This is a genomic window from Streptococcus sp. 714 (assembly GCF_013277115.1).
Taxonomy (GTDB): domain Bacteria; phylum Bacillota; class Bacilli; order Lactobacillales; family Streptococcaceae; genus Streptococcus.
Map to the genome: position 1 here is coordinate 13798 of NZ_VMMH01000008.1, position 24533 is coordinate 38330.

Annotated in this window: 29 protein-coding genes; 17 read left to right on the top strand and 12 right to left on the bottom strand. The window is 42.2% G+C overall.

Annotated features, from left to right (window positions below; genetic code table 11):
* Positions 1-76 precede the first annotated feature (76 nt).
* Genes prmA through pepF form a run of 3 tightly spaced genes read left to right on the top strand, consistent with a single transcriptional unit; the run spans position 77 to position 3579 of the window.
* Entirely contained in the window at positions 77-1027 is a 951-nt protein-coding gene (gene prmA, locus HT718_RS02890) for a 50S ribosomal protein L11 methyltransferase (RefSeq protein ID WP_261087488.1), read from the top strand.
* A gap of 1 nt (position 1028) precedes the next feature.
* On the top strand, positions 1029-1772 hold the full coding sequence (locus HT718_RS02895; RefSeq protein WP_173267168.1) for a 16S rRNA (uracil(1498)-N(3))-methyltransferase: 744 nt from the start codon (positions 1029-1031) through the stop codon (positions 1770-1772).
* 10 nt (positions 1773-1782) lie between these two features.
* Positions 1783-3579 (top strand): oligoendopeptidase F, encoded by a 1797-nt coding sequence (gene pepF / locus HT718_RS02900; protein WP_173267171.1) that lies wholly within the window; start codon positions 1783-1785, stop codon positions 3577-3579.
* Positions 3580-3746: 167 nt separating this feature from the next.
* Here the strand turns inward: pepF and HT718_RS02905 are convergent, their stop codons facing one another.
* Positions 3747-4136, bottom strand: coding sequence for a nuclear transport factor 2 family protein (locus tag HT718_RS02905; protein WP_173267174.1), 390 nt, complete (start codon positions 4134-4136; stop codon positions 3747-3749).
* A 152-nt stretch (positions 4137-4288) separates the two neighbouring features.
* On the opposite strand from HT718_RS02905, the gene HT718_RS02910 reads away from it, so the two are divergent.
* Positions 4289-4639 carry a helix-turn-helix domain-containing protein gene (locus HT718_RS02910; protein WP_173267179.1) on the top strand — a complete coding sequence of 117 codons (351 nt, stop codon included), beginning with the start codon at positions 4289-4291 and terminating at the stop codon, positions 4637-4639.
* A 144-nt stretch (positions 4640-4783) separates the two neighbouring features.
* Positions 4784-5452, top strand: coding sequence for an aquaporin (locus HT718_RS02915; protein ID WP_173267182.1), 669 nt, complete (start codon positions 4784-4786; stop codon positions 5450-5452).
* Positions 5453-5624: 172 nt separating this feature from the next.
* On the opposite strand, the gene queF is transcribed toward HT718_RS02915, so the two are convergent.
* The 7 genes from queF to HT718_RS02950 form a co-directional block, all read right to left on the bottom strand.
* On the bottom strand, positions 5625-6116 hold the full coding sequence (gene queF, locus HT718_RS02920; RefSeq protein WP_173267185.1) for a preQ(1) synthase: 492 nt from the start codon (positions 6114-6116) through the stop codon (positions 5625-5627).
* 18 nt (positions 6117-6134) lie between these two features.
* The gene (gene queE / locus HT718_RS02925; protein WP_173267187.1) at positions 6135-6851 is read right to left on the bottom strand and encodes a 7-carboxy-7-deazaguanine synthase QueE; all 717 of its coding nucleotides are present in this window, start codon (positions 6849-6851) and stop codon (positions 6135-6137) included.
* A complete protein-coding gene (gene queD, locus HT718_RS02930; protein WP_000464573.1) occupies positions 6844-7287 on the bottom strand; it encodes a 6-carboxytetrahydropterin synthase QueD in 444 nt (147 codons plus the stop codon). Before queD ends, queE begins: the two co-directional genes overlap by 8 nt.
* Positions 7287-7940, bottom strand: coding sequence for a 7-cyano-7-deazaguanine synthase QueC (gene queC, locus HT718_RS02935; protein WP_033679805.1), 654 nt, complete (start codon positions 7938-7940; stop codon positions 7287-7289). Before queC ends, queD begins: the two co-directional genes overlap by 1 nt.
* 201 nt (positions 7941-8141) lie before the next feature.
* Positions 8142-8456: a thioredoxin gene (gene trxA / locus HT718_RS02940; protein WP_001029581.1), complete on the bottom strand. Its 315-nt coding sequence runs from the start codon at positions 8454-8456 to the stop codon at positions 8142-8144.
* 15 nt (positions 8457-8471) lie between these two features.
* A complete protein-coding gene (locus HT718_RS02945; protein WP_000570256.1) occupies positions 8472-8693 on the bottom strand; it encodes a DUF4649 family protein in 222 nt (73 codons plus the stop codon).
* Between the two features lie 100 nt (positions 8694-8793).
* Positions 8794-9174 (bottom strand): MarR family transcriptional regulator, encoded by a 381-nt coding sequence (locus HT718_RS02950; RefSeq protein WP_042750621.1) that lies wholly within the window; start codon positions 9172-9174, stop codon positions 8794-8796.
* 282 nt (positions 9175-9456) lie between these two features.
* On the opposite strand from HT718_RS02950, the gene HT718_RS02955 reads away from it, so the two are divergent.
* Both HT718_RS02955 and HT718_RS02960 read left to right on the top strand, forming a co-directional pair.
* Positions 9457-9831 carry a CidA/LrgA family protein gene (locus HT718_RS02955; RefSeq protein WP_000781325.1) on the top strand — a complete coding sequence of 125 codons (375 nt, stop codon included), beginning with the start codon at positions 9457-9459 and terminating at the stop codon, positions 9829-9831.
* Entirely contained in the window at positions 9828-10523 is a 696-nt protein-coding gene (locus tag HT718_RS02960) for an LrgB family protein (RefSeq protein WP_001288952.1), read from the top strand. Before HT718_RS02955 ends, HT718_RS02960 begins: the two co-directional genes overlap by 4 nt.
* A 51-nt stretch (positions 10524-10574) precedes the next feature.
* On the opposite strand, the gene HT718_RS02965 is transcribed toward HT718_RS02960, so the two are convergent.
* The 4 genes from HT718_RS02965 to HT718_RS02980 all read right to left on the bottom strand — a co-directional run bounded on the left by HT718_RS02965 (position 10575) and on the right by HT718_RS02980 (position 14110).
* Positions 10575-12122: an ABC transporter ATP-binding protein gene (locus tag HT718_RS02965; protein ID WP_173267189.1), complete on the bottom strand. Its 1548-nt coding sequence runs from the start codon at positions 12120-12122 to the stop codon at positions 10575-10577.
* Positions 12123-12260: 138 nt separating this feature from the next.
* A complete protein-coding gene (locus HT718_RS02970; RefSeq protein ID WP_173267191.1) occupies positions 12261-13028 on the bottom strand; it encodes a hypothetical protein in 768 nt (255 codons plus the stop codon).
* A 16-nt stretch (positions 13029-13044) separates the two neighbouring features.
* On the bottom strand, positions 13045-13740 hold the full coding sequence (locus tag HT718_RS02975; protein WP_173267193.1) for an ABC transporter ATP-binding protein: 696 nt from the start codon (positions 13738-13740) through the stop codon (positions 13045-13047).
* A gap of 4 nt (positions 13741-13744) precedes the next feature.
* The gene (locus tag HT718_RS02980; protein WP_000119149.1) at positions 13745-14110 is read right to left on the bottom strand and encodes a GntR family transcriptional regulator; all 366 of its coding nucleotides are present in this window, start codon (positions 14108-14110) and stop codon (positions 13745-13747) included.
* Between the two features lie 139 nt (positions 14111-14249).
* Here HT718_RS02980 and nrdR point away from each other — a divergent pair, with 139 nt between their 5' ends.
* The 10 genes from nrdR to HT718_RS03030 all read left to right on the top strand — a co-directional run bounded on the left by nrdR (position 14250) and on the right by HT718_RS03030 (position 24517).
* Positions 14250-14723 carry a transcriptional regulator NrdR gene (gene nrdR, locus HT718_RS02985; RefSeq protein ID WP_001203672.1) on the top strand — a complete coding sequence of 158 codons (474 nt, stop codon included), beginning with the start codon at positions 14250-14252 and terminating at the stop codon, positions 14721-14723.
* Entirely contained in the window at positions 14724-15893 is a 1170-nt protein-coding gene (locus HT718_RS02990) for a replication initiation and membrane attachment family protein (RefSeq protein WP_173267195.1), read from the top strand. It begins immediately after the preceding gene.
* Positions 15894-16790 carry a primosomal protein DnaI gene (gene dnaI / locus HT718_RS02995; protein WP_173267197.1) on the top strand — a complete coding sequence of 299 codons (897 nt, stop codon included), beginning with the start codon at positions 15894-15896 and terminating at the stop codon, positions 16788-16790.
* A complete protein-coding gene (locus HT718_RS03000) occupies positions 16787-17500 on the top strand; it encodes an NADPH-dependent oxidoreductase (RefSeq protein WP_173267199.1) in 714 nt (237 codons plus the stop codon). The genes dnaI and HT718_RS03000 overlap by 4 nt, the downstream gene beginning before the upstream one ends.
* Before the next feature lie 13 nt (positions 17501-17513).
* Complete coding sequence (der, locus tag HT718_RS03005) at positions 17514-18824, top strand: ribosome biogenesis GTPase Der (protein WP_001207696.1); 1311 nt, start codon at positions 17514-17516, stop codon at positions 18822-18824.
* A gap of 81 nt (positions 18825-18905) precedes the next feature.
* Complete coding sequence (locus tag HT718_RS03010) at positions 18906-19241, top strand: hypothetical protein (protein ID WP_173267201.1); 336 nt, start codon at positions 18906-18908, stop codon at positions 19239-19241.
* Positions 19242-19425: 184 nt separating this feature from the next.
* The gene (locus HT718_RS03015) at positions 19426-19713 is read left to right on the top strand and encodes a hypothetical protein (RefSeq protein WP_173267203.1); all 288 of its coding nucleotides are present in this window, start codon (positions 19426-19428) and stop codon (positions 19711-19713) included.
* A gap of 145 nt (positions 19714-19858) precedes the next feature.
* Positions 19859-22372 carry a preprotein translocase subunit SecA gene (gene secA / locus HT718_RS03020; RefSeq protein WP_173267205.1) on the top strand — a complete coding sequence of 838 codons (2514 nt, stop codon included), beginning with the start codon at positions 19859-19861 and terminating at the stop codon, positions 22370-22372.
* Positions 22373-22452: 80 nt separating this feature from the next.
* Complete coding sequence (locus HT718_RS03025) at positions 22453-23484, top strand: 3-deoxy-7-phosphoheptulonate synthase (protein ID WP_173267207.1); 1032 nt, start codon at positions 22453-22455, stop codon at positions 23482-23484.
* 1 nt (position 23485) lies between these two features.
* A complete protein-coding gene (locus HT718_RS03030) occupies positions 23486-24517 on the top strand; it encodes a 3-deoxy-7-phosphoheptulonate synthase (RefSeq protein WP_173267209.1) in 1032 nt (343 codons plus the stop codon).
* Positions 24518-24533 lie beyond the last annotated feature (16 nt).

Genomic DNA, 24533 nt, shown 5'->3' on the forward strand with positions numbered 1-24533 from the left:
AACTTCTCTTAGATACAAACGTCTTCAGAGAGTTTCCTATTTTGGCTTTGTGTTTTACGGGCTTGGTATCTTAATGATGGAAACATGGCAAGAGTTAAAAGTTACAGTGAAGCGTGAGGGAGAGGAGTTGGTTTCCAACCTCTTGATTGAGTTAGGTGCCCAAGGGGTAGCAATTGAAGATAGCATGGACTATGTGGGAAATGTCGACCGCTTCGGTGAAATTTTCCCAGAGGTCGAGCAACAAGAAGAAATCGTTGTGACCGCCTACTACCCTGAAACGGTGGATGTAGCAGTGGTTGAGGCGGACTTGCAGGCTCGCCTAGCAGAATTGACAGATTTTATGGATTTGGGTGAGGTCAAGATGGGGACGACTGCCTTGGCTGAGGAAGACTGGGCAGACAACTGGAAGAAATACTATGAACCAGCTCGCATTACTCATGATTTGACCATCGTACCGTCCTGGACAGACTATGAGGCAACTGCTGGAGAAAAGATTATCAAGCTGGATCCTGGTATGGCCTTCGGGACAGGAACCCACCCAACTACCAAGATGAGCCTTTTTGCCTTGGAACAGGTTCTTCGTGGTGGCGAAACGGTGCTAGATGTGGGGACTGGCTCAGGGGTTCTCTCTATTGCCAGCTCGCTGCTTGGTGCTAAGGAAATTTTCGCCTATGACCTAGATGATGTGGCGGTTCGAGTCGCTCAGGAAAATATTGAACTCAACCCTGGTATGGAAAACATCCATGTAGCAGCAGGAGATTTGCTTAAGGGTGTTGAGATTGAGGCAGATGTCATCGTGGCTAATATCTTGGCGGATATCCTCATTCATCTGACAGACGATGCCTATCGTTTGGTCAAGGATGAAGGCTACCTCATCATGAGTGGCATTATCAAGGACAAGTGGGACATGGTGCGCGAGTCGGCTGAGTCAGCTGGATTTTTCCTTGAAACCCACATGATTCAAGGGGAATGGAATGCCTGCGTCTTTAAGAAAACCAAGGATATTTCCGGTGTGATTGGAGGCTAGCATGCAACAGTATTTTGTCAAAGGTAGTGCAGTCTTTCCTGTTACCATCGAGGATAAGGAAACCAGCAAGCATATGTTTCAGGTCATGCGCTTGAAAGAAGGTGATGAGGTGACTTTGGTCTTTGATGATGGGATTAAGCGCTTGGCGCGCGTCTTGGATGTTGAAAATCGTCAGTTTGAGTTGGTTGAAGAGTTAGCTGACAATGTGGAACTACCAGTCCAAGTGACCATCGCATCTGGATTTCCCAAGGGAGACAAACTGGAGTTCATCGCTCAAAAAGTAACCGAACTGGGTGCTAGCCAAATCTGGGCCTTTCCTGCCGACTGGTCGGTTGCCAAGTGGGATGGCAAGAAATTGGGTAAAAAGGTTGAAAAACTAGAAAAAATTGCCCTTGGAGCAGCAGAGCAAAGCAAGCGTAATGTTGTTCCAAGTATCCAGCTTTTTGAGAAAAAAGCAGATTTTCTAGCACAACTGGACCAATTTGACCGCATTGTTGTCGCTTACGAAGAATCAGCCAAAGAAGGGGAAAGCGCTGCGCTCTTACAAGCAGTCGCTGGTCTTGAAAAAGGCGCCAAATTGCTCTTTATTTTTGGTCCAGAAGGTGGTCTGTCACCTGCAGAAATTGAAAGTTTTGAAGCTAAAGGAGCTGTTTTGGCAGGACTTGGTCCTCGCATTCTAAGAGCAGAAACAGCACCGCTTTACGCCTTATCAGCCCTTAGTGTTTTATTAGAATTAGAGAAATAAGAGGAAGAAAATGGAACAAAAACACCGTTCAGAATTTCCAGAGAAGGAACTTTGGGATTTAACAGCCCTATACCAAGACCGTGAGGATTTCTTACGTGCGATCGAGAAGGCTCGCGAAGACATTAATCAATTTAGCCGTGACTACAAGGGTAATCTTCATACTTTTGAGGATTTTGAGAAGGCCTTTGCGGAATTGGAACAAATCTACATTCAGATGAGCCATATTGGAAACTATGGCTTTATGCCTCAGACGACAGACTATAGCAATGACGAATTTGCTAACATTGCTCAAGCTGGGATGGAATTTGAAACAGATGCCAGTGTAGCCTTGACCTTCTTTGACGATGCCTTGGTGGCAGCGGACGAGGAAGTCTTGGACCGTTTGGGTAAATTGCCACATTTAACAGCTGCCATTCGTCAGGCCAAAATCAAAAAAGCCCACTATCTAGGGGCTGATGTGGAGAAGGCCTTGACCAATCTCGGTGAAGTTTTCTACAGTCCGCAGGATATTTACACTAAGATGCGAGCTGGGGATTTTGAAATGGCTGACTTTGAAGCCCATGGCAAGACCTACAAAAACAGCTTTGTGACCTATGAAAATTTCTACCAAAATCATGAGGATGCTGAGGTTCGTGAGAAATCCTTCCGTTCCTTCTCAGAAGGACTTCGTAAGCACCAAAATACGGCTGCTGCAGCCTATCTAGCCCAAGTCAAGTCTGAAAAACTACTGGCAGATATGAAGGGTTACGACTCAGTCTTTGATTATCTCCTGGCTGAACAAGAAGTGGACCGTGCCATGTTTGACCGCCAGATTGACCTCATCATGAAGGATTTTGCGCCCGTTGCTCAGAGATACCTCAAGCATGTTGCTAAGGTTAATGGTCTTGAAAAGATGACTTTTGCTGATTGGAAATTGGACTTAGACAGTGCTCTTAATCCAGAGGTTAGCATTGATGATGCCTATGATTTGGTTATGAAATCAGTCGCACCATTGGGTCAAGAATACAGTCAAGAAATTGCTCGTTACCAAGAAGAGCGCTGGGTGGACTTCGCTGCCAATAGTGGCAAGGATTCTGGTGGTTATGCGGCGGATCCATATCGCGTTCATCCATATGTCCTTATGAGCTGGACAGGCCGTTTGAGCGATGTCTACACCTTGATTCATGAAATCGGACATTCTGGTCAATTCATCTTTTCTGACAATCACCAAAGCTACTTCAACGCCCACATGTCGACCTACTATGTCGAAGCACCGTCAACTTTCAATGAATTGCTTCTCAGTGATTACTTGGAACACCAGTCTGACGACCCACGTCAAAAACGCTTCGCTCTTGCTCACCGCTTGACAGATACCTACTTCCATAACTTTATTACCCACCTTTTGGAAGCTGCCTTCCAGCGTAAGGTGTATACACTGATTGAAGAAGGGGAGACCTTTGGAGCAAGTAAACTCAACAGTATTATGAAGGAAGTCTTGACGGATTTCTGGGGAGATGCCATTGAAATCGATGATGATGCAGCTTTGACTTGGATGCGCCAAGCTCACTATTACATGGGCTTGTATAGCTACACCTACTCAGCAGGACTAGTCATCTCGACTGCGGGTTACCTTCATCTTAAACATTCAGAAACTGGAGCTGAAGATTGGCTCAATCTTCTCAAATCAGGTGGTAGCAAGACACCACTTGAGTCAGCTATGATTATCGGTGCTGATATTTCAACAGATAAACCACTCCGTGATACTATTCAGTTCTTATCAGACACAGTTGACCAGATTATCGCCTACAGCGCCCAGTTGGGAGAGTAAATTAAAAGAGTCTGGGACAAAAGTTTAACCTTAAATATAAAAAGCGAACAAAACGAGTTATCTGACACTCAGAATTCTGTCTTGTTCGCTTTTTTCTAATCTATCGATTTTAAAAATTTATAATAAAGAATTCCTAAAATCAAAATTTTTTGTCCTGACCTCTTAAATTATCCCCAAAAGCTATCTTCTTCAGCTTGATCTGAAGAGAAGAGCCAAACTTCTTTGATTTTTCCGTCTTCAATACGGAAGAGGTCAATCCCGTTCATATTGAGTTCAGTACCATCAGTCCGTGTTCCAAGAAAAGTAACATTAGCTGCGATTAAATCCTTATTGTCAGAAACCCAATTTGTTATCACCTTAAAGGTTCCATTAGTTTTCTCAGCAAATGTAGCCAGGTGAGTTCCTAGCTTGTCCTTACCAACAACTGAACCAGATAGACTATGATTACCAGGTTGATGCCAGACAATATCGTCTGCCATCGTTTCAAAGACACCAGGAAAGTCACCAGCAATTAAAGCTTGGTTATAAGCATTGAAAATTTCTAAGTTTGTTGACATATCTATTCTCCATTTCTTTTTTATGATATAATTGTAACAGTTACAAACAAAAAAACAAGTAGACACTTTTTTGATAGCTAGTATCAAAAATAGTACTTTTATTGATACTAAAAGATAAATTTTTTTAAAAAAAAATAGAAAGAAGATATTTTATGACAAATAAAGTGAGTGAGTATGGTATTTGTCCATTTGCGACAACGCAGAGGGTTTTAACGGGGAAATGGGCACTGGTAATCATTTATCAGTTGAGTACAGGTACCAAACGATTTAAAGAATTGCAGAGATTATTGCCTGGGATTACTCAAACTATTTTGACCCGTCATCTCCGTCAATTAGAAAAGGATAAGATTGTTCAACGAAAGGTCTATGCCGAAGTTCCACCACGAGTTGAGTACAGCTTAACCGAAATGGGGAAGGAATTCAGAGTTGTGTTAGATGCTGTCGAGAAATGGGGTCTGGATTATATCAAGTTGCTAAATGCTAATGAGATAAGTAACAGATAATTCCTATATAGGGAATGTATTTTTTATCAAATCTCTCAATTAAAAGACAGTAAGTCAAACCTGAAAATTTCCAAACAATTTTCTTGAAACCCTTTCTTACTTTTGATAGACTAGTATCTAGTTTTTGAAAAAAGGAGAAATAAAATGAAAAAATTTGTTGCTGAGTTAATCGGTACGTTTATGCTTGTGTTCATCGGAACAGGAGCTGTTGTTTTTGGAAATGGTCTTGATGGTCTTGGACACCTTGGAATTGCTCTTGCTTTTGGTTTGGCAATCGTAGTTGCAGCTTTCTCAATCGGAACTGTTTCAGGTGCTCACTTGAACCCAGCTGTTTCTATCGCTATGTTTGTTAACAAACGTTTGTCATCTTCAGAACTTGTAAACTACATCCTTGGTCAAGTAGTCGGTGCTTTCCTTGCGTCAGGGTCTGTATTCTTCCTCTTGGCGAATTCAGGTATGTCAACTGCAAGTCTTGGTGAAAATGCCTTGGCAAACGGTGTAACTGTCTTTGGTGGTTTCTTGTTTGAAACAATCGCAACATTCTTGTTTGTCTTGGTTATCATGACTGTGACATCAGCAAGCAAAGGTAATGGCGCAATCGCTGGTTTGGTAATTGGTTTGTCATTGATGGCTATGATCCTTGTTGGATTGAACATCACTGGACTTTCAGTTAACCCAGCACGTAGTTTGGCACCAGCTGTCTTGGTAGGTGGCGCAGCCCTTCAACAAGTATGGATTTTCATCCTTGCCCCAATCGTTGGTGGTGTTCTTGCAGCACTTGTTGCTAAAAACTGTCTTGGAACAGAAGAATAATTGAAATTCAAAAAGCCTTGCTCCTCATCTTGAGGAACAGGGCTTTTTCGTATGATACTCTTCAAAAATCTCTTCAAACCACGTCAGCTTCCATCTGCAACCTCAAAGCAGTACTTTGAGCGACCTGCGGCTAGCTTCCTAGTTTGCTCTTTGATTTTCATTGAGTTTGAGTTTAGCGGTTGTCAATTTTCTCTGGATAAAGGTCGTGTTGGAAGAGGCGTTTTTCTGCCAAGCCTTCATACTTAGTTCCTGGCTTACCGTAGTTGTAGTAGGGGTCAATTGAGATGCCACCGCGAGGGGTGAATTTTCCCCAAACCTCCAAATAGCGAGGGTCTAGCAAGTTGACCAAGTCTTTACCGATGGTGTTGATACAGTTTTCGTGAAAATCTCCATGATTTCGGTAACTAAAGAGGTAGAGTTTGAGGGATTTTGACTCAACACAGAGCTTGTCAGGGATGTAGGAAATATAGATAGTTGCAAAGTCTGGTTGAGCAGTGATTGGGCAAAGTGAGGTAAATTCAGGACAGTTGAACTTGATGAAATAGTCATTTTCCACATGACGATTGTCAAAGGATTCCAGGACATCTGGTTGATACTCGAAAATGTAGTTGGTTTCTTTGTTGCCCAGTAGGCTGAGGTTTTTCATTTCTTCTTGTTGTGACATGATTTTTTCTTTCTAATTTTAAACACCACGTTGATTATCGTAGAGGAGGGTATGCAGTTGAGGAAGGACGCGGACATTGCCCCAGCTATCGTCGGCAGCGATGCGTTCCCAGAGTTCTTTGAGGCGATCCAATTGGTCTTGGACAATATTGCCTCTAGTCTTGGGTTCAGGATTTCCTGCTGATAAGAAGAGAACATCTGGTTGGTAGCGATCTTGAATACCTTTGGCAAAGGCCAAATCGGCATCGTCAAAGACAGGAATTTTAAAGGTGACCTTGTCTGGATCCAGTTGGGAAACGATAAAGTCCAAGGTCTCAAAGTTGACTTCCATCTTGGATGAAGGAGGTTTGGGGCTCAGAGTAACCTGGTCGATGTCTTTCAACCAATTTTGCCAGCGAGAGCCTTGAGTTTCAACAGCCAGAGTGACACCACGTTTCTTGAGCTTGGTTACTAGCTCAGCCATGTTGGCTGCTAGGATAGCAGGATTTCCTCCAGATAGGGTGACGTAGTCGTAGCTTCCTAGTTTATCCAAGGCAGCAATGACCTCGTCAGCTGTCATGCGAGTTGGTTTTTCAGAACCATCCCAAGTAAAGGCAGAATCGCACCAGTCGCAGTGGTAGTCGCAACCTGCAGTGCGGACAAACATGGTTTTCTGCCCAATTGCACGGCCTTCACCTTGAAAGGTTGGCCCAAAAATTTCCAGAACTGGTAGTTTGAGGACACGTTCCCTAGTCATCTAACCACTCCCGTCTAAACTCTGCAAAGGCAGTCGGAGTTTCATAGAGGCGAACGTATTCCAAACGGAGACCACGTTCGTCTGGCAACTCTTGGTTCATGGTTTGGAAAATCCAGTAAACCATATTTTCAGCAGTCGTGTTCATATAGGGAAGAGTTTCGTTTAGATAGCGATGATCCAAGTGGGGCTCTAAGTAGTTCTTGTAGATGGCTTTGATGTCTCCGAAATCGTAGGTCATGCCGCGTTCATCTAAAAAACCACTGACAGCAATCTGCAGATGATAGGTGTGACCATGAAGGGATTTGCATTTTCCCTCATAGTGAAAGAGGTGGTGGGCAGCATCAAAGGTAAATTCTTTTGATACCAAGGTTCTGTGAGGATTGTAGACAAGAGACTCCCCAGTTTCCTGTTTGATTTCTTTGGGTGCAAAAAACATTAGTCCTCTCCTTTCTGTGAGAGATAAACATCTAGACCATGTTGACGTAGGTGGCAGGCTGGGCAATCTCCGCAACCACTTCCGATAATCCCGTTGTAGCAGGTTAAGGTCTTTTCACGAACATAGTCAAAGGCACCGAGTTGGTCGGCTAATTCCCAAGTTTCAGCCTTGTCTAGCCACATGAGAGGCGTTTGGATAACGAAGTTGTAATCCATGGCCAGGTTGAGAGTAACATTGAGAGATTTGACAAAGACATCTCGACAATCGGGGTAGCCTGAGAAGTCTGTCTCGCAGACACCTGTCACGATATCTTTAATGCCCCGTTGCTTAGCAAGGACTGCCGCAAAGGACAGAAAGAGGTGGTTGCGACCATCAACGAAGGTATTGGGAACCTCTCCCTCTTTTTGCTCAATCTCCAGATCAGAAGTCAGGGCATTTTCAGTGATTTGTCCCAGTAGAGACATATCGAGGATATGGTGATGGATACCCTGTTCCTTAGCGATTTCTCTAGCAACTTGAATTTCGAGATGATGACGCTGACCGTAGGCAAAGGTAACGGCTTCGACCGTTTCATAGTGTTCTTTAGCCCAAAAGAGGCAGGTTGTAGAATCTTGACCGCCACTAAAGACGACCAAGGCAGATTGACGTTTCATAGTACTCCTTCCAAAATGGGAAATGTTCAGAGCACGCAAAAAGCTCCCTTGAGGGAGCTAAAAAATACCAAGTAGAGGTTTTTTTTAGCGATGGCATGTCCCAAACATCGTAATATTCTACCTACAGTCTAGCATATTTTTTGAAAAAAGGCAAAGGGCAAGAAAAAAGAGACCAAAGAAAGTATTTGGTCTCTAGTGTGATTAGCTCAATTCAGCAACGATGGCCTTGATCTGTTCTGCTGTGTGTACACCAGCAACTTGTTTCACAACTTGGCCGTCTTTTTTGAAGAGAAGAGTTGGGATAGACATGATTCCAAAAGCACGAGCTGTGTTTGGATTTTCATCAACGTCCATTTTAACGATTTTCAAGACATCTTCTGAAAGTTCTTCAGACAATTTATCCAAGATTGGACCTTGCATACGACATGGACCACACCAAGTTGCCCAGAAGTCTACCAAGACCAAACCGTCTTTTGTTTCTTGTTCGAATGTTGCATCTGTAATTGCTTTTGCCATTGTATTTCTCCTTTTTTAGTTATATTGGCTTAAATCTTGTTTCATGAGATAGAAGAAGACATCTCCATAAGTCCCATGGTAGTCCAAATCATGACCGTTGTAGGTTAATTTTTGGACAGGGTAGTAGTCTGCGACGCCGATAAGGCAAGCTTGTTGTGAACGATCAAAGTCTTCATAAGACTCGAAAGTCACAGTTCTTTCGTTCTTGCTGGCATCTAGATAGGTAATTTCAATCATTTTAAAAACTCCTTTGTTTAATGATGACTTTATTTTACTCCTTGTAAAAGAGAATGTCAAGAAAAATGATTGCGCACGCAACTTTTCTTAAAAAATCATCTTAAATCAAGAAATCCAAACCAGTTTCCAAGCTTTCTTCGACAGCCTTTTGTAGTGTGGCTAGTGTTTTTTGCCCATCACTTGTCAGGCAGATAAAGCTAGAGCGTCTATCTTGATCACAACACATGCGACTAAGCAGACCGCAATTTTTAGCTTCCAAGCGAGCCACCATCCGAGAAACAGCACTCGGACTCAGATGAAGTTTATCTGGCAGGTCAATCTGGCGTAGAGATTTTTCTTGAGCCAAGTCCAGATAGTAGAGGAGGTAGAACTCTTTCAAGGTCAGACTTTGCTCGCTCTGCTGGGCAATGGTCTCTTCCAAGAGACTTTCAATTTCTTTCTGACGCCGATTGAAGTCAAACCATTTTTCCAAATAGGTCATAGTATCTCCTTTCTTTTTAGAGTTATCAATAGAAGAAAGTCCATTCACGGACACTCTCTATATCACAAGATGATTGCGCATGCAATAATTATACTACTTTTAAATCAAGCTGGCAAGAAGGACGATGAAATCTTTTATCCTATATCACGCCTGTTTACACAAGTCTTTAATTGCTTGTATCCCCTTTCTTCTCAAACTTTTATCAACTCTTGTGTATTTCCTTGAAATTTTCTGAAAAAAGAGTAAACTGGTATGCAAGAAGTCTATTTCGTGGAGTTTAGAATGAAATTATATGTTCAATTAATGATTCTCTTTGTGATTTCTCTAATCGGAGAGGGGATTTCCAGTTTCTTTCATTTGCCCATCCCAGGCAGTATTATCGGTTTGATTATTCTCTTTCTAGCCCTACAATTCAAGTGGCTGAGAACCAGACATGTTAACATGGTTGGGAATTTCTTGCTGGCCAATATGACCATTCTCTTTTTGCCACCAGCAGTGGGGATCATGGAAAAGTTTGATGTCATTGCTCCCTATCTCTTACCCATTGTTTTGATTGTCTTTTTTGCCGCAGTCATCAATATTATCCTCATAGCCTTGGTAGTTCAGTTTATCAAACGACGGTTTGAGGGAGATTATGAGAAAGGAGATGCCAAATGAGTGAATTTGTTTCCAATCCCCTGTTTGGGCTTGCCCTGTCTATCCTAGCCTATCTAGTGGGAATGCTGATTTACAGACGTTTTCCCCATCCATTGACAACGCCCTTGCTTTTGTCAGCTGTTTTCATTATCATCTTTCTAAAAGTGACAGGTATTTCTTACCAAGATTACTACCAAGGTGGGGTTTATTTGAACAACTTGATTGTCCCATCGACTGTTGCTCTAGGGATTCCGCTTTATAAGAGTTTTCATTTGATGAAGCACCATGCACGAAGTATTCTCTTTGGTAGTCTGTTAGCAGTAGTTGTCAATACCTCTTTCACGGCCCTTGTGGCTAAGATTTTTGGCATGGACTTTTTCCTAGCGATTTCTCTCTTTCCTAAGTCAGTGACAACCGCCATGGCAGTAGGGATTACAGAAAAATTGCAAGGTTTGACGACTGTGACCTTGGTCGTTGTTGTGGCAACTGGGATTTTAACCAGTGTCATCGGCCCAACCCTTTTGAAGTGGTTGAAAATTGACGACCCAGTAGCTGTTGGTCTTTCTCTTGGAGGAACAGGTCATGCAGTCGGAACGGGAACAGCCTTCCGATACGGCTCTGTAGCAGGAGCTATGGGTGGTTTGGCTATCGGTGTCACCGGTATTCTCTATGTCTTTGTCAGCCCTATTGTAGCCAGTTTGATATTGAGTTAAAAAGCAAGGAATTCGGGTTCCTTGCTTTTTCAAATCGTATGTTATAGACTATTACTTTTCTTTGCTTAAGTGAATGACTTGGTCGTAGTGTTTTAAGTCTTCTTCCGTGTAGTGGTGAATGACTTCAATGACTGTTTGAGGTAGAGAGAAGAGCAGGTCGCTAATCTTTTTGCTATTTTCCAAGTCAAGATTGGCCTTAATCTCATCAGCTAAGATGAGTTGGCTATCATGGTAGAGGGCGCGAGCGATTTCGAGGCGTTGTTTCTCACCACCAGATAGACTATCATTGCTGAGCGTTCTATTTTTCAAATGATCTAATCCTGTTTTTTTGAGGATATGATTTAAAGGTTCCTCATTTTTATCCAGTCCTAGAAGGATATTGCCGTCCAGAGATAGCGTGTCAAAGTAATGGCTATCTTGGAGGATATAGGAACTAAAGTTTGTGATTTCTTGACGTGACAGGTTTTGACCAGCAAAGCTAATCTGACCACTTGTCGGTGTCTCTTCTCCATGAATGATATTGAGCAGGGTCGTCTTACCAGAGCCGCTTTCCCCGATAATGGCAATTTTTTCTCCTTGCTTGATGTGCATGGAAATCGGAGACAGGAGGCTATTCCCATCTTTTTCTAGGGAGATGGTGTTAAGCTGGATAGGGAAAATATTTTCTATGCTTCTAGGCGAGATGGAGTCAGACTGATCCAAAAGTTTTTGGTATTTGTTGAGAAGAGTTCGATTCGCTTTTCGGGTGTTGGTAAAGTAGGCTAACTCTTGGAATTGATAGCCGATATTATGGGAAACCAGATAGATAGCTACAAAACTCGCCGCATCTAAATAATTATAGTAGGTCATAAAGCCACCGATGACGATTGGTGTGACAGAACAAAAGGCATCGATGCTATTGATCAAGAGACTGTTTAAAGTGCGTTGTTTTTCATAGTTGATTTCGGCATCTAGACTGGTTTGTAATTGCTTTTGGTAGCGATCAAAAAAGAAGTCCTGTCCTTGATAATGGCGAATTTGTTGGCTACCACCAATAAAATTTGTCAAGCTTGCTAAGTAGCTCTGGTTAACAGTGGACCGCTTTTCAGAAAGTGAATCCAAACGCTTTGAACCGATAGCACTGCAGAGTACAGGAAAGGAGTAGAAGAGGATGAAAATCAAGCCCAGGTAAAAATTGGTCCATAGGGCATAGAGAATGGACATAGTTGTGAAGCCAAGAGAAGAAATGATGATGACCGTTGGCTCAATATAGCTTTCTTCTAGTTGCTCGACGTCGTTTTCTAGGTCAGACAAAATATCCTTTTCATCAATCTCATAACTGTTTAAAAATCGCTTGAAAATAGCACTCTTGATTCCATATTTGAAGTCAGTAATCAAACGGGTGTAGTAATAGCGTTTCCCAGCCAAACCTAGTAAGAGGATGAGATTACCAAGGATTCCTAAAATCAAAACTTTCCAAAGAAGGCCTAGCTCTTGATTGGTAAAACTGGCAACAATATTCTGAACAAGGGCTGGCGTGATAATTGCTTCCAACCAAGTAATGGTAATAGAAAAGAAGTAAAGTACGAGGTGTTTCTTGGTAACAAATCTTTTCAGCATAAAGAGTTGACCTCCTTATCGATATACATGTAATTAGTTTTAAAGTCATTATACTCCTTTTTATTAAATACTTCATATAAAAATGTAAATCCTGAGGTCGAAAAAAGCCTAGCGAGTTATTGTCGCTAGACTTTAAAACTATTGTAAATTAACCTTATTTCTCAAGATGTAGTAGGTTCCGAGATAAAAGATAGCTATGAAAATGAGTTCTTTAAAAATGTCCGTACTTGCTCCCATATAGAAATTATCATTAAATCCTGCAAGTGAATTGACATAGAAGTTCGCACTGGTATTGAAGAAGACTTCAATAAAGCCAATGACGATTTTGATCCCAATGTAGGCTACAACAGCGAGTGCTGTGCGGTATTCGTTGAAAAGTTGTCCAATGGAAATAGCCAAGTAGATGCAGAGGATACTGGAAATGGTATTTAGTAGGAGAGATAACCCTACAAGAGAGAGTTGAGGAAGGTATGCTCCTACAAGTGGGAACCAGTCATAATGTGACATCCAATCTGGAACCGTTATAGTCACAATAAGAAAAGCACTTAGAACCAGTACAGCCGAGCTAAGTATAGACCAGATGAAGGCTCCGACTAATTTAGCAGTGATGATATAGTGCTCAGAAACTGGCAAGGTCAAAGTCAGATAGCCTTGTCGGTCATAGACACTGCCTTTGAAGCGTTTGATAATCAAGAAAATGGTTGAAATCCCAAGTGTAATTATCAAGCCACCAAAGACGAGAGCCAGAAAGATAAATAGGAAAGGTTGGCTATCTTTGAAAGATATATAATTATAGTAGTGTCCTTGCATTCCTAGGGGGACTGAAAGGACTAGCACGGCTGCGTAGAGGGCTAAATACCACTTGTTAACATTTTTAAATTCGTAGCGAACTAAATTCCAAAACATAAATAATCTCCTTTACTTAGGCCTTAAATTCCTGACGGAAGAGCTGGTCAATGGATTCACCTGACTCATAGCGAATATCATCTACATTGCCTTGACGGACGACTTTTCCGTCTTTGAGGAAGACAATTTCATCCAAGATTGGCTCGATATCAGAAATCAAATGGGTAGAAATCAAAACGGTAGAAGTTGGGGAGTAGTTGTTGATAATGGTATTGAGGATATAATCACGGGCTGCTGGGTCCACTCCACCAATAGGTTCGTCCAGAACATAGAGACGAGCATCACGGCTCATAACCAAAATCAGTTGTACCTTTTCTTTGTTTCCTTTTGATAATTTCTTGAGACGACTATTTTCATCAATGCCGAGGTCTGCAGGTAGATGATGGGCGCGTTCCAGATTGAAATCTTTATAGAAGGTCTTGAAGTAGGTTAGGGCCTCTTTGACCTTCATTTGCTCATTGAGATAGGTCGTATCTGGCAAATAAGCTACGATAGCCTTGGTTGCTGGGCTTGGGTCCATATCGTTGATAAGGACGCGTCCTTGATCTGGTTGTAAGAGGCCATTGATTAGTTTAATCAAGGTTGTTTTTCCTGAGCCGTTTGGGCCAAGGAGACCAACAATTTTTCCAGCTGGGATGTCAAGAGAAACATTTTCGAGGGCTGGGGTTTCTCCATAAGATTTGGATACATTTTCAAATGCTAGTAATGACATAGGCTTAAACTCCTTTAATATAATCGCCGACTACGCCTGGTAGTTCTTCTTTTTCATAGCCAAAATGGGTCATGGAGGAAACGAAGTGTTCCAATTCTTCTTCTGATAATTGTTTGCGCGATTGGGCGATTAGTTCCTTATCCTCAGTTACAAACCGTCCAGTTGTTCGCTTGCTGTAGACAAATCCTTCTCGTTCAAGGTCTGACAAGGCTCTTTGGATGGTGTTGGGATTGACACCGGCCTCGCTAGCTAGCTCTCTCACGGTTGGAAGTTGTTGATTGGGTTCCAGTGTATGGGAAACAATCTGAAGCTTGATTTTCTCCATAATCTGTAAATAGATGGGTTTTTTGTTGTCAAATGTCCAGGACATCTTGGTCTCCTTTCTTCTATCCTTTTGTCTTAATTAAATAATACAACAAAACAAAAAACTTGTCAAGCAAAAAGAAGAATTGTTTTGGGAATCGTTTAAAAAATGGTATAATGAAAATAAAACGATAAGGAGGGAAAGGATGCGTTGTCCAAAATGTGGGGCTACCAAGTCAAGTGTTATCGATAGTCGCCAAGCAGAAGAAGGGAACACTATTCGTAGAAGACGTGAGTGCGATGAATGCCAGCACCGTTTTACAACCTACGAAAGAGTAGAAGAAAGAACCCTAGTGGTTGTTAAAAAAGATGGCACACGGGAACAATTCTCCAGAGATAAAATCTTTAATGGGATTATCCGCTCAGCCCAGAAACGTCCTGTGTCAAGTGATGAAATCAACATGGTAGTCAATCGTATCGAACAGAAACTCCGTGGTCGAAATGAAAATGAAATTCAAAGTGAGGATATTGGTTCACTCGTCATGGAGGAGTTGGCTGAATTGGATGAGATTACCTATGTGCGTTTTGCCAGTGTCTATCGTAGTTTTAAGGATGTCAGTGAGTTAGAGAGCTTGCTCCAACAAATCACCCAGTCCTCTAAAAAGAAAAAGGAAAGATAAATGAAGCCAATTGACCGTTTTTCTTATCTAAAGAATAATCGGGTGTCACAAGATACCTCATCTCTGGTACAGTGCTACCTCCCGATTATCGGTCAGGAGGCACTGAGCCTTTATCTTTATACAATCAGTTTTTGGGATAATGGTAGAAAGGAATACCTCTTTTCAAGCATTCTCAACCATCTCAACTTTGGAATGGATAGATTGATAAAATCCTTGAAAATCCTATCTGCTTTCAATCTCTTAACCCTCTATCAAAAGGGGGATGTTTATCAGTTAGCCCTTCATGCTCCTCTATCTAGTCAGGACTTCTTGGAGCATCCTGTGTATCGTAGACTTTTGGAGAAGAAGATTGGCGATGCAGCTGTGGAGGATTTGGGAGTTGAAAGTGCTGATGGTGAAGAAATACCTGTCTCACTCAATCAAGTCTTTCCAGACTTGGCAGAACTGGGAAGTCAAGAAGACCTTAGTCTCAAGAAGAAAGTGGCCAACGATTTTGACTTAGACCATTTTCGTCAGCTTATGGCTCGAGATGGGCTTCGCTTTGCGGATGAGCAGTCCGACGTCTTAAACCTCTTTGCCATTGCCGAGGAGAAAAAATGGGCTTGGTTTGAGACTTATCAATTGGCCAAGTCAACAGCTGTTTCCCAGGTTATTTCAACCAAACGCATGCGGGAAAAAATCGCTCAAAAACCTGTTTCCTCTGACTTTAGTTCTAAGGAAGCAACCATTATCAAGGAAGCCAAAAGTAAGACTGCCCTGCAGTTCTTGGCAGAAATCAAGCAAACACGCAAGGGAACCATTACCCAAACAGAAAGAGACCTCTTGCAACAGATGGCTGGCTTGGGCTTGCTGGACGAAGTCATCAATATTATTCTCTTATTGACCTTTAATAAGGTGGATTCAGCAAATATCAACGAGAAATATGCCATGAAGGTAGCCAATGACTATGCCTATCAAAAGATTCATTCGGCAGAAGAGGCAGTCTTGCGCATCCGTGAGCGAGGACAGAAGAATCAGGCTCAAAAAAGCAGTAAACCCAGTTCTACCAAGTCCAATGTACCTAAGTGGAGTAATCCAGATTATAAAAATGAAACCAGTGAGGAAACTCGTCTGGAATTAGAGCGTAAGAAACAAGAACTATTAGCTCGATTAGAAAAAGGAGGAGATTAGATGGAAAGTGTCGGAGACGTACTCAAACGTCAACCTAGCCGTTTTCATTATCAAGATTTGGTCCAGAAAATCATGAAGGATCCTGATGTTGCGGCCTTTATCCAGCAAGAATCCCTTACTCCAGAGGAATTAAATCGCAGTATCTCCAAGTTTAATCAGTACATCACCGAGCGTGACAAGTTTCTCCGTGGTGATACGGATTATATTGCCAAAGGCTACAAGCCGATTTTGGTTATGAATCATGGCTATGCGGATGTTTCTTACGAAGAAACTCCTGAACTAATCGCAGCGGAAAAAGAAGCGGCTATTAAGAACCGTCTCAAGTTAATCAATCTGCCAGCTAGTCTCAAGAAAGCTAGTTTAGCTCAAGTAGACTTGGATGATTTGGGTCGCTTGCCAGTTTTTGAAAAGCTATTAGCCTTTGTGGAGCAATATCCAGCTATTCGAAAAGGTCTTTACTTGTATGGAGACTTTGGTGTGGGAAAAAGTTTCATGGTGGCTGCCTTAGCCCATGATTTATCAGAAAAACGTGGTGTTTCATCCACTCTCCTCCACTATCCTAGCTTTGTCATTGATGCTAAAAATGCCATCAGTGATGGCAATGTCAAGACCTTGGTGGATGAGATTAAGCTGTCTGAAGTCCTGATTTTAGATGATATTGGGGCAGAGCAATCAACAGCTTGGGTGCGGGATGAAATCTTACAAGTCATTCTCCAATATCGGATGCAGGAAAATTTACCGACCTTTTTCACCTCCAACTTCAACTTTGAAGAATTGGAGCTACATTTCGCTAAAGGGAAACATGGAAATGACGAAACCTGGGAAGCTAGACGGGTCATGGAACGCATCCGTTATTTGGCTGAGGAGACTCGTTTAGAAGGAGTGAACCGCCGATGACAGAAACGATTAAATTGATGAAAGCTCATAAGTCTGTTCGAAGATTTAAGGAGCAAGCCCTTCCTCAGGAAGACTTGACTGAAATCCTGACAGCAGCCCAAATGGCCTCGTCTTGGAAGAATTTTCAATCCTACTCTGTGATTGTAGTGCGAAGTCAAGAAAAGAAAGATGCCTTGTATGAATTGGTACCTCAAGAAGCCATCCGCCAGTCAGCTGTTTTCCTTCTCTTTGTCGGAGATTTGAACCGAGCGGAAAAGGGAGCCCAGCTTCATACTGACAACTTCCAACCTCAAGGTGTAGAAGGTCTCTTGATTAGTTCGGTCGATGCGGCTCTTGCTGGTCAAAATGCCTTGTTGGCAGCTGAAAGCTTGGGCTATGGTGGTGTCATTATTGGCTTGGTTCGATACAAGTCCGAAGAAGTGGCAGAGCTCTTTAACCTACCTGACTACACCTATCCTGTCTTTGGGATGGCACTGGGTGTGCCAAATCAAAATCATGATGCGAAACCAAGACTGCCACTAGAGAATGTTATCTTTGAGGAAGAATACCAAGAACAGTCAACTGAGGCAATCGAAGCTTATGACCGTGTACAGGCGGACTATGCTGGAGCACGTGCGACCACAAGCTGGAGCCAGCGTCTAGCAGAACAGTTTGGTCAAGCAGAACCAAACTCAACTAGAAAAAATCTTGAACAGAAAAAGTTATTGTAGAAAGTGAGAAATTATGGCCCTACCAACTATTGCCATTGTAGGACGTCCCAATGTTGGGAAATCAACCCTATTTAATCGGATCGCTGGTGAGCGAATCTCCATTGTAGAAGATGTCGAAGGAGTGACACGTGACCGTATCTATGCGACGGGTGAGTGGCTCAATCGTTCGTTTAGCATGATTGATACAGGAGGAATCGATGATGTCGATGCTCCTTTCATGGAACAAATCAAGCACCAGGCAGAAATTGCCATGGAAGAAGCCGATGTTATCGTTTTTGTCGTGTCTGGTAAGGAAGGAATTACCGATGCAGACGAATACGTAGCCCGCAAACTTTATAAGACCCACAAACCAGTTATCCTCGCAGTCAACAAGGTGGACAACCCTGAGATGCGAAATGATATCTATGATTTCTATGCCCTCGGTTTGGGTGAACCATTGCCTATCTCATCTGTCCATGGTATCGGAACAGGGGATGTGCTAGATGCCATCGTAGAAAATCTTCCAAATGAATATGAGGAAGAAAATCCAGATGTCATTAAGTTTAGCCTGATTGGTCGTCCAAACGTTGGTAAATCAAGCTTGATCAATGCTATCTTGGGCGAAGACCGCGTTATTGCCAGTCCAGTTGCTGGAACAACTCGTGACGCCATTGATACCCACTTTACAGATACAGATGGTCAAGAGTTTACAATGATTGATACGGCTGGTATGCGTAAGTCTGGTAAGGTTTATGAAAATACTGAGAAATACTCTGTCATGCGTGCCATGCGTGCTATTGACCGTTCAGATGTGGTCTTGATGGTCATCAATGCGGAAGAAGGCATTCGTGAATATGACAAGCGTATCGCAGGATTTGCTCATGAAGCTGGTAAAGGGATGATTATCGTGGTCAACAAGTGGGATACGCTTGAAAAAGACAACCATACTATGAAAAACTGGGAAGAAGATATCCGTGAGCAGTTCCAATACCTGCCTTACGCACCGATTATCTTTGTATCAGCTTTGACCAAGCAACGTCTCCACAAATTGCCTGAGATGATCAAGCAAATCAGCGAAAGTCAAAACACACGTATTCCATCAGCTGTCTTGAACGATGTCATTATGGATGCTATTGCCATCAACCCAACACCGACAGATAAAGGAAAACGCCTTAAGATTTTCTATGCGACCCAAGTGGCAACCAAACCACCAACCTTTGTCATCTTTGTCAACGAAGAAGAACTCATGCACTTTTCTTACCTGCGTTTCTTGGAAAATCAAATCCGCAAGGCCTTTGTCTTTGAAGGGACACCTATTCATCTCATCGCAAGAAAACGTAAATAAAAAAGTAGAATCTGGAATGACATTTCCAGATTTTTTTGATAGAATGAAATTGAAGAAAACGCTATCAAAGAGGAGGTGTTGATGAAACATTTGTTTAAATTCTTACTTTTAGCACCTTTATTTTACTTTTATGACTGGATTGAAAAGGCCAACAGAAATAGTAAGTTTTTTCCAATTTTATATTATTTTTACTGGTTTTATATCCCCCTCCATGCTATTTTTAGCCTTGCTTGGACAGTTTTTTCAGTTCTGTTTTTCAATATCGTCTTGAGAAATTTGACAGATATAAAGTTATGGGGTATTTGGCTATTATTACTACTTATTGCTTTTGCTAGTGACTGGTTAGACTATATCTTTTTCAAAAAAATGTTTCGCTTGAGACGAGAACTAGGGAAGTCTAACGGTGGAAGGCATTGATTTATACTCTTCGAAAATCTCTTTAAACCACGTCAACGTCGTCTTGGATTATATATGTAACTGACTTCGTCAGTTCTATCTGCAACCTCAAAACTGTGTTTTGAGCAACCTACGGCTAGTTTCCTAGTTTGCTCTTTGATTTTAATTTAGTATTATATTACTTTCTATTTGTAGGAGGTGGCTTATGGAACATCTAAAATCATTTATTACACGCTATTCCAAGGTCTATATTGGTTTAGTTCTGCTGATCTGGATTGCTTTCTTCTTTCTTCCTTGGGGCAGTCCGATTCTGGGGGGGAAGATGGACCTCTTCAGTATGCAGAAAATCTTGCTAGTTTTTGGAATTCTGTCGATTTTGATGGCCTTGCTGTCCAAGAAAGTCAGTCTCTTTGTTTTTGGATTGATCTGCTGTTTTTCTCTTTGGATTAATCTATTTATCCTATTTGCGATTTTGCCGATTTTTGGCAATTAAAACATCATAAAAGTCAGAGAGGTTAGCTTGGAAACTAGCCTCTTTTTCCTTTTCAAAATGGGGATTCTTCCTTGAAAATAATCAGTAATTGTGCTAAAATTAAAAGAACATTCTAAAATATTCGGAATTTAAAGTAAGGAAAAACATGGCTAATATTTTAAAAACAATTATCGAAAATGATAAAGGAGAAATCCGTCGTCTGGAAAAGATGGCCGATAAGGTTTTCAAATACGAAGACCAAATGGCTGCTTTGACAGATGACCAACTAAAAGCAAAAACAGTTGAATTTAAAGAACGTTATCAAAATGGAGAATCACTGGATTCATTGCTTTATGAAGCATTTGCGGTTGTCCGTGAGGGTGCCAAACGTGTTCTAGGCCTCTTCCCATATAAGGTTCAGGTTATGGGGGGAATTGTCCTTCACCATGGTGACGTGCCAGAGATGCGTACAGGGGAAGGGAAAACCTTGACTGCGACCATGCCAGTATACCTCAATGCCCTTTCAGGTAAAGGGGTCCACGTAGTTACGGTCAATGAATACCTATCAGAACGTGATGCGACTGAGATGGGTGAATTGTACTCATGGCTTGGTTTGTCAGTAGGGATTAACTTGGCTGCTAAATCTCCAATGGAGAAAAAAGAAGCCTATGAGTGTGATATTACCTACTCAACCAACTCAGAAATCGGATTTGACTACCTTCGTGATAACATGGTCGTCCGCGCTGAAAACATGGTACAACGCCCGCTTAACTATGCCTTGGTCGATGAGGTTGACTCAATCTTGATTGACGAGGCGCGTACACCTTTGATCGTATCAGGTGCTAACGCAGTTGAAACCAGTCAGCTCTACCACATGGCAGACCACTATGTAAAATCTTTGGACAAAGACGACTACATCATCGATGTGCAGTCTAAGACTATTGGTTTGTCTGATTCAGGGATTGACAAGGCTGAAAGCTACTTCAAACTTGAAAACCTCTATGACATTGAAAACGTAGCTTTGACTCACTTTATCGATAATGCCCTTCGTGCCAACTACATCATGCTTCTCGATATTGACTATGTGGTCAGCGAAGAGCAAGAAATCTTGATTGTCGACCAATTTACAGGTCGTACCATGGAAGGTCGTCGTTATTCTGATGGATTGCACCAAGCCATTGAAGCTAAAGAAGGTGTGCCAATTCAGGATGAAACCAAGACATCTGCCTCAATCACTTACCAAAACCTCTTCCGTATGTACAAGAAATTGTCTGGTATGACGGGTACAGGTAAGACTGAGGAAGAAGAATTCCGTGAAATTTACAACATTCGTGTTATTCCAATCCCAACAAACCGTCCTGTTCAACGTATTGACCATCCAGACCTACTTTTTGCTAGCATTGAAGCTAAGTTTAAGGCGGTTGTCGAAGACGTTAAGGCTCGTTACCAAAAAGGTCAGCCTGTCTTGGTTGGTACAGTAGCGGTTGAAACCAGTGATTATATTTCTAAGAAATTGGTCGCAGCTGGTGTTCCTCACGAAGTCTTGAATGCCAAAAACCACTATAAAGAAGCCCAAATTATCATGAATGCTGGTCAACGTGGTGCCGTTACTATTGCGACTAACATGGCCGGTCGTGGTACCGACATCAAGCTTGGTGAAGGGGTTCGTGAACTTGGAGGACTTTGCGTTATTGGTACAGAGCGTCATGAAAGCCGTCGTATCGATAACCAGCTTCGTGGACGTTCAGGTCGTCAAGGAGACCCAGGTGAGTCACAATTCTACCTATCTCTTGAAGATGACTTGATGAAACGTTTTGGTTCTGAACGCTTGAAGGGAATCTTTGAACGTCTCAACATGTCTGAAGAGGCAATTGAGTCTCGTATGTTGACACGTCAGGTTGAAGCAGCGCAAAAACGTGTCGAAGGAAATAACTACGATACCCGTAAACAAGTCCTTCAATACGATGACGTCATGCGTGAACAACGTGAGATTATCTATGCTCAACGTTACGACGTTATCACTGCAGATCGTGACTTGGCACCTGAAATTCACTCTATGATCAAACGCACGATTGGTCGTGTCGTTGATGGTCATGCGCGTGCCAAACAAGATGAAAAACTAGAAGCAATTTTGAACTTTGCTAAGTACAACTTGCTTCCAGAAGATTCTATTTCTGTTGAAGACTTGTCAGGCTTGTCTGATAAGGCTATTAAGGAAGAGCTCTTCGAACGTGCCTTGAAGGTTTACGATAGTCAAGTTTCAAAACTACGCGATGAAGAAGCAGTCAAAGAATTCCAAAAAGTCTTGATTCTACGAGTTGTGGATAACAAGTGGACAGATCATATCGATGCCCTCGATCAATTGCGTAACGCGGTTGGACTTCGTGGCTATGCTCAGAACAACCCTGTTGTTGAGTATCAGGCAGAAGGTTTCCGTATGTTTAATGACATGATTGGTTCGATTGAGTTTGATGTGACACGCTTGATGATGAAAGCACAAATTCATGAACAAGAAAGACCACAAGCAGAACACCATATCAGTACAACAGCGACTCGCAATATCGCTGCCCACCAAGCAAATATGCCAGAAGATTTGGATTTGAGCCAGATTGGACGGAATGAGCTTTGCCCATGTGGTTCTGGTAAGAAGTTTAAAAACTGTCACGGAAAAAGACAATAAAATGAGATAGTTTAGAGGCGGATACCTTGTGAAAAGTATATTTTTACTTGGTATCCGTTTGCTTTATAAGGAGATGAGTTATGGTATTTACAGCAAAAAGTCCTAAAATTAATATTGAAGAAGTTCGTGCCTTATCAAAATTAGAAGGCCATGCTTTGGAGAGAAAATCACAGCGCGATCAAGAGCTAGAAGCCATTATACGTGGAGAAGACCAGAGAATTCTCTTGGTAATCGGGCCATGCTCATCTGACAATGAAGAAGCTGTTCTTGAGTACGCTAAGCGTTTGGCAGTCCTACAAGAAGAAGTAGCAGACCGTATCTTTATGGTTATGCGTGTTTATACTGCCAAACCTCGTACCAACGGAGATGGCTATAAGGGCTTGATTCACCAGCCTAACACGGCAGAAGCACCTAGTCTTATCAACGGAATCAAAGCCGTTCGCCATCTTCACTATCGTGTCATTACGGAAACAGGTATGACGACAGCTGATGAAATGCTTTATCCTGAAAATCTTCCGCTTGTGGATGATTTGATTTCTTATATGGCGGTTGGTGCCCGTTCAGTTGAAGACCAGCAACACCGCTTTGTAGCAAGTGGGGCAGATTTTGCGACTGGTTTTAAAAATCCAACCTCAGGAAATCTCAATGTTATGTTTAATGGGATTTATGCTGCTCAAAACAAACAGAGTTTCCTTTTCCTAGGAAAAGAAGTGGAAACAACTGGAAACCCGCTTTCGCACGCTATTCTTCGTGGAGCGACCAATGAGTATGGTAAGAATATTCCCAACTACTACTATGACAATTTGATGGATACTATTGCCCAGTATGAGAAAATGGGCTTGGAAAATCCCTTTATCATTGTGGATACCAATCATGACAATTCTGGTAAGCAATACATGGACCAGATTCGAATTGTCCGTCAGACCTTGATTAACCGTGATTGGAATGAAAAAATCAAGCAGTACGTTCGTGGCTTTATGATTGAGTCTTATCTAGAAGACGGCCGTCAAAATGAACCAGAAGTATTTGGCAAGTCGATCACAGACCCTTGCCTAGGCTGGGAAAATACGGAAGCCCTTGTCAGAGAAATCTACCAAACGCTAGGAGAATAGTATGGCATTTATTGAAAAAGGTCAAGAAATCGATATTGAAGCAATCAAGGCAGAAACCCAATTGTCTGCGGAAACCTTGCGACTAAAGGAGCGTCGTGATAGAGAATTGGCAGACATTATTTCAGGAGAAGATGACCGTATCCTTTTGGTGATTGGTCCTTGCTCTTCTGACAATGAGGAGGCTGTCTTGGAATATGCCCGCCGTTTATCTGCCTTGCAAAAGAAGGTGTCGGACAAGATTTTCATGGTTATGCGTGTTTATACAGCTAAACCACGCACCAATGGAGACGGCTATAAAGGCTTGGTTCACCAGCCAGATACTTCGAAGGCTCCAAGCCTGATTAACGGCTTGCAGGCTGTGCGCCAGTTGCACTACCGCGTGATTACAGAGACTGGTTTGACAACGGCAGATGAGATGCTTTATCCGTCAAATCTGGTCTTGGTAGATGATTTGGTCAGCTACCATGCTGTTGGGGCTCGTTCTGTGGAAGACCAAGAGCACCGTTTTGTAGCCTCAGGGATTGATGCACCAGTGGGGATGAAAAATCCAACCTCAGGAAATCTTGGGGTTATGTTTAACGGTATCTATGCCGCTCAGAACAAACAGACCTTCCTCTTTCATGGTCAAGAAGTTGAGACTTCAGGAAATCCCTTGGCTCACGTCATCCTTCGTGGAGCAGTTAATGAATATGGGAAAAATGAGCCTAACTTTTACTATGAAACCCTGCTAAATGCCATTGAGCGCTATGAATCCATGGGACTTGAAAATCCTTTTATTCTCATTGATACCAACCATGATAACTCAGGAAAGCAATATATGGAGCAAATTCGAATTGTTCGCCAGACCTTGCAGAATCGTGATTGGAATGAGAAAATCAAAAAGACAGTTCGAGGCTTTATGATTGAATCTTACCTAGCAGATGGTCGTCAAAACCAACCAGAGGTCTTTGGTTGCTCTATTACCGATCCTTGCCTGGGTTGGGAAAATACAGAGGCCTTGGTAGAAGAAATCTATGCTACCTTGACAAAATAAGTGAAAAGGATGGAGT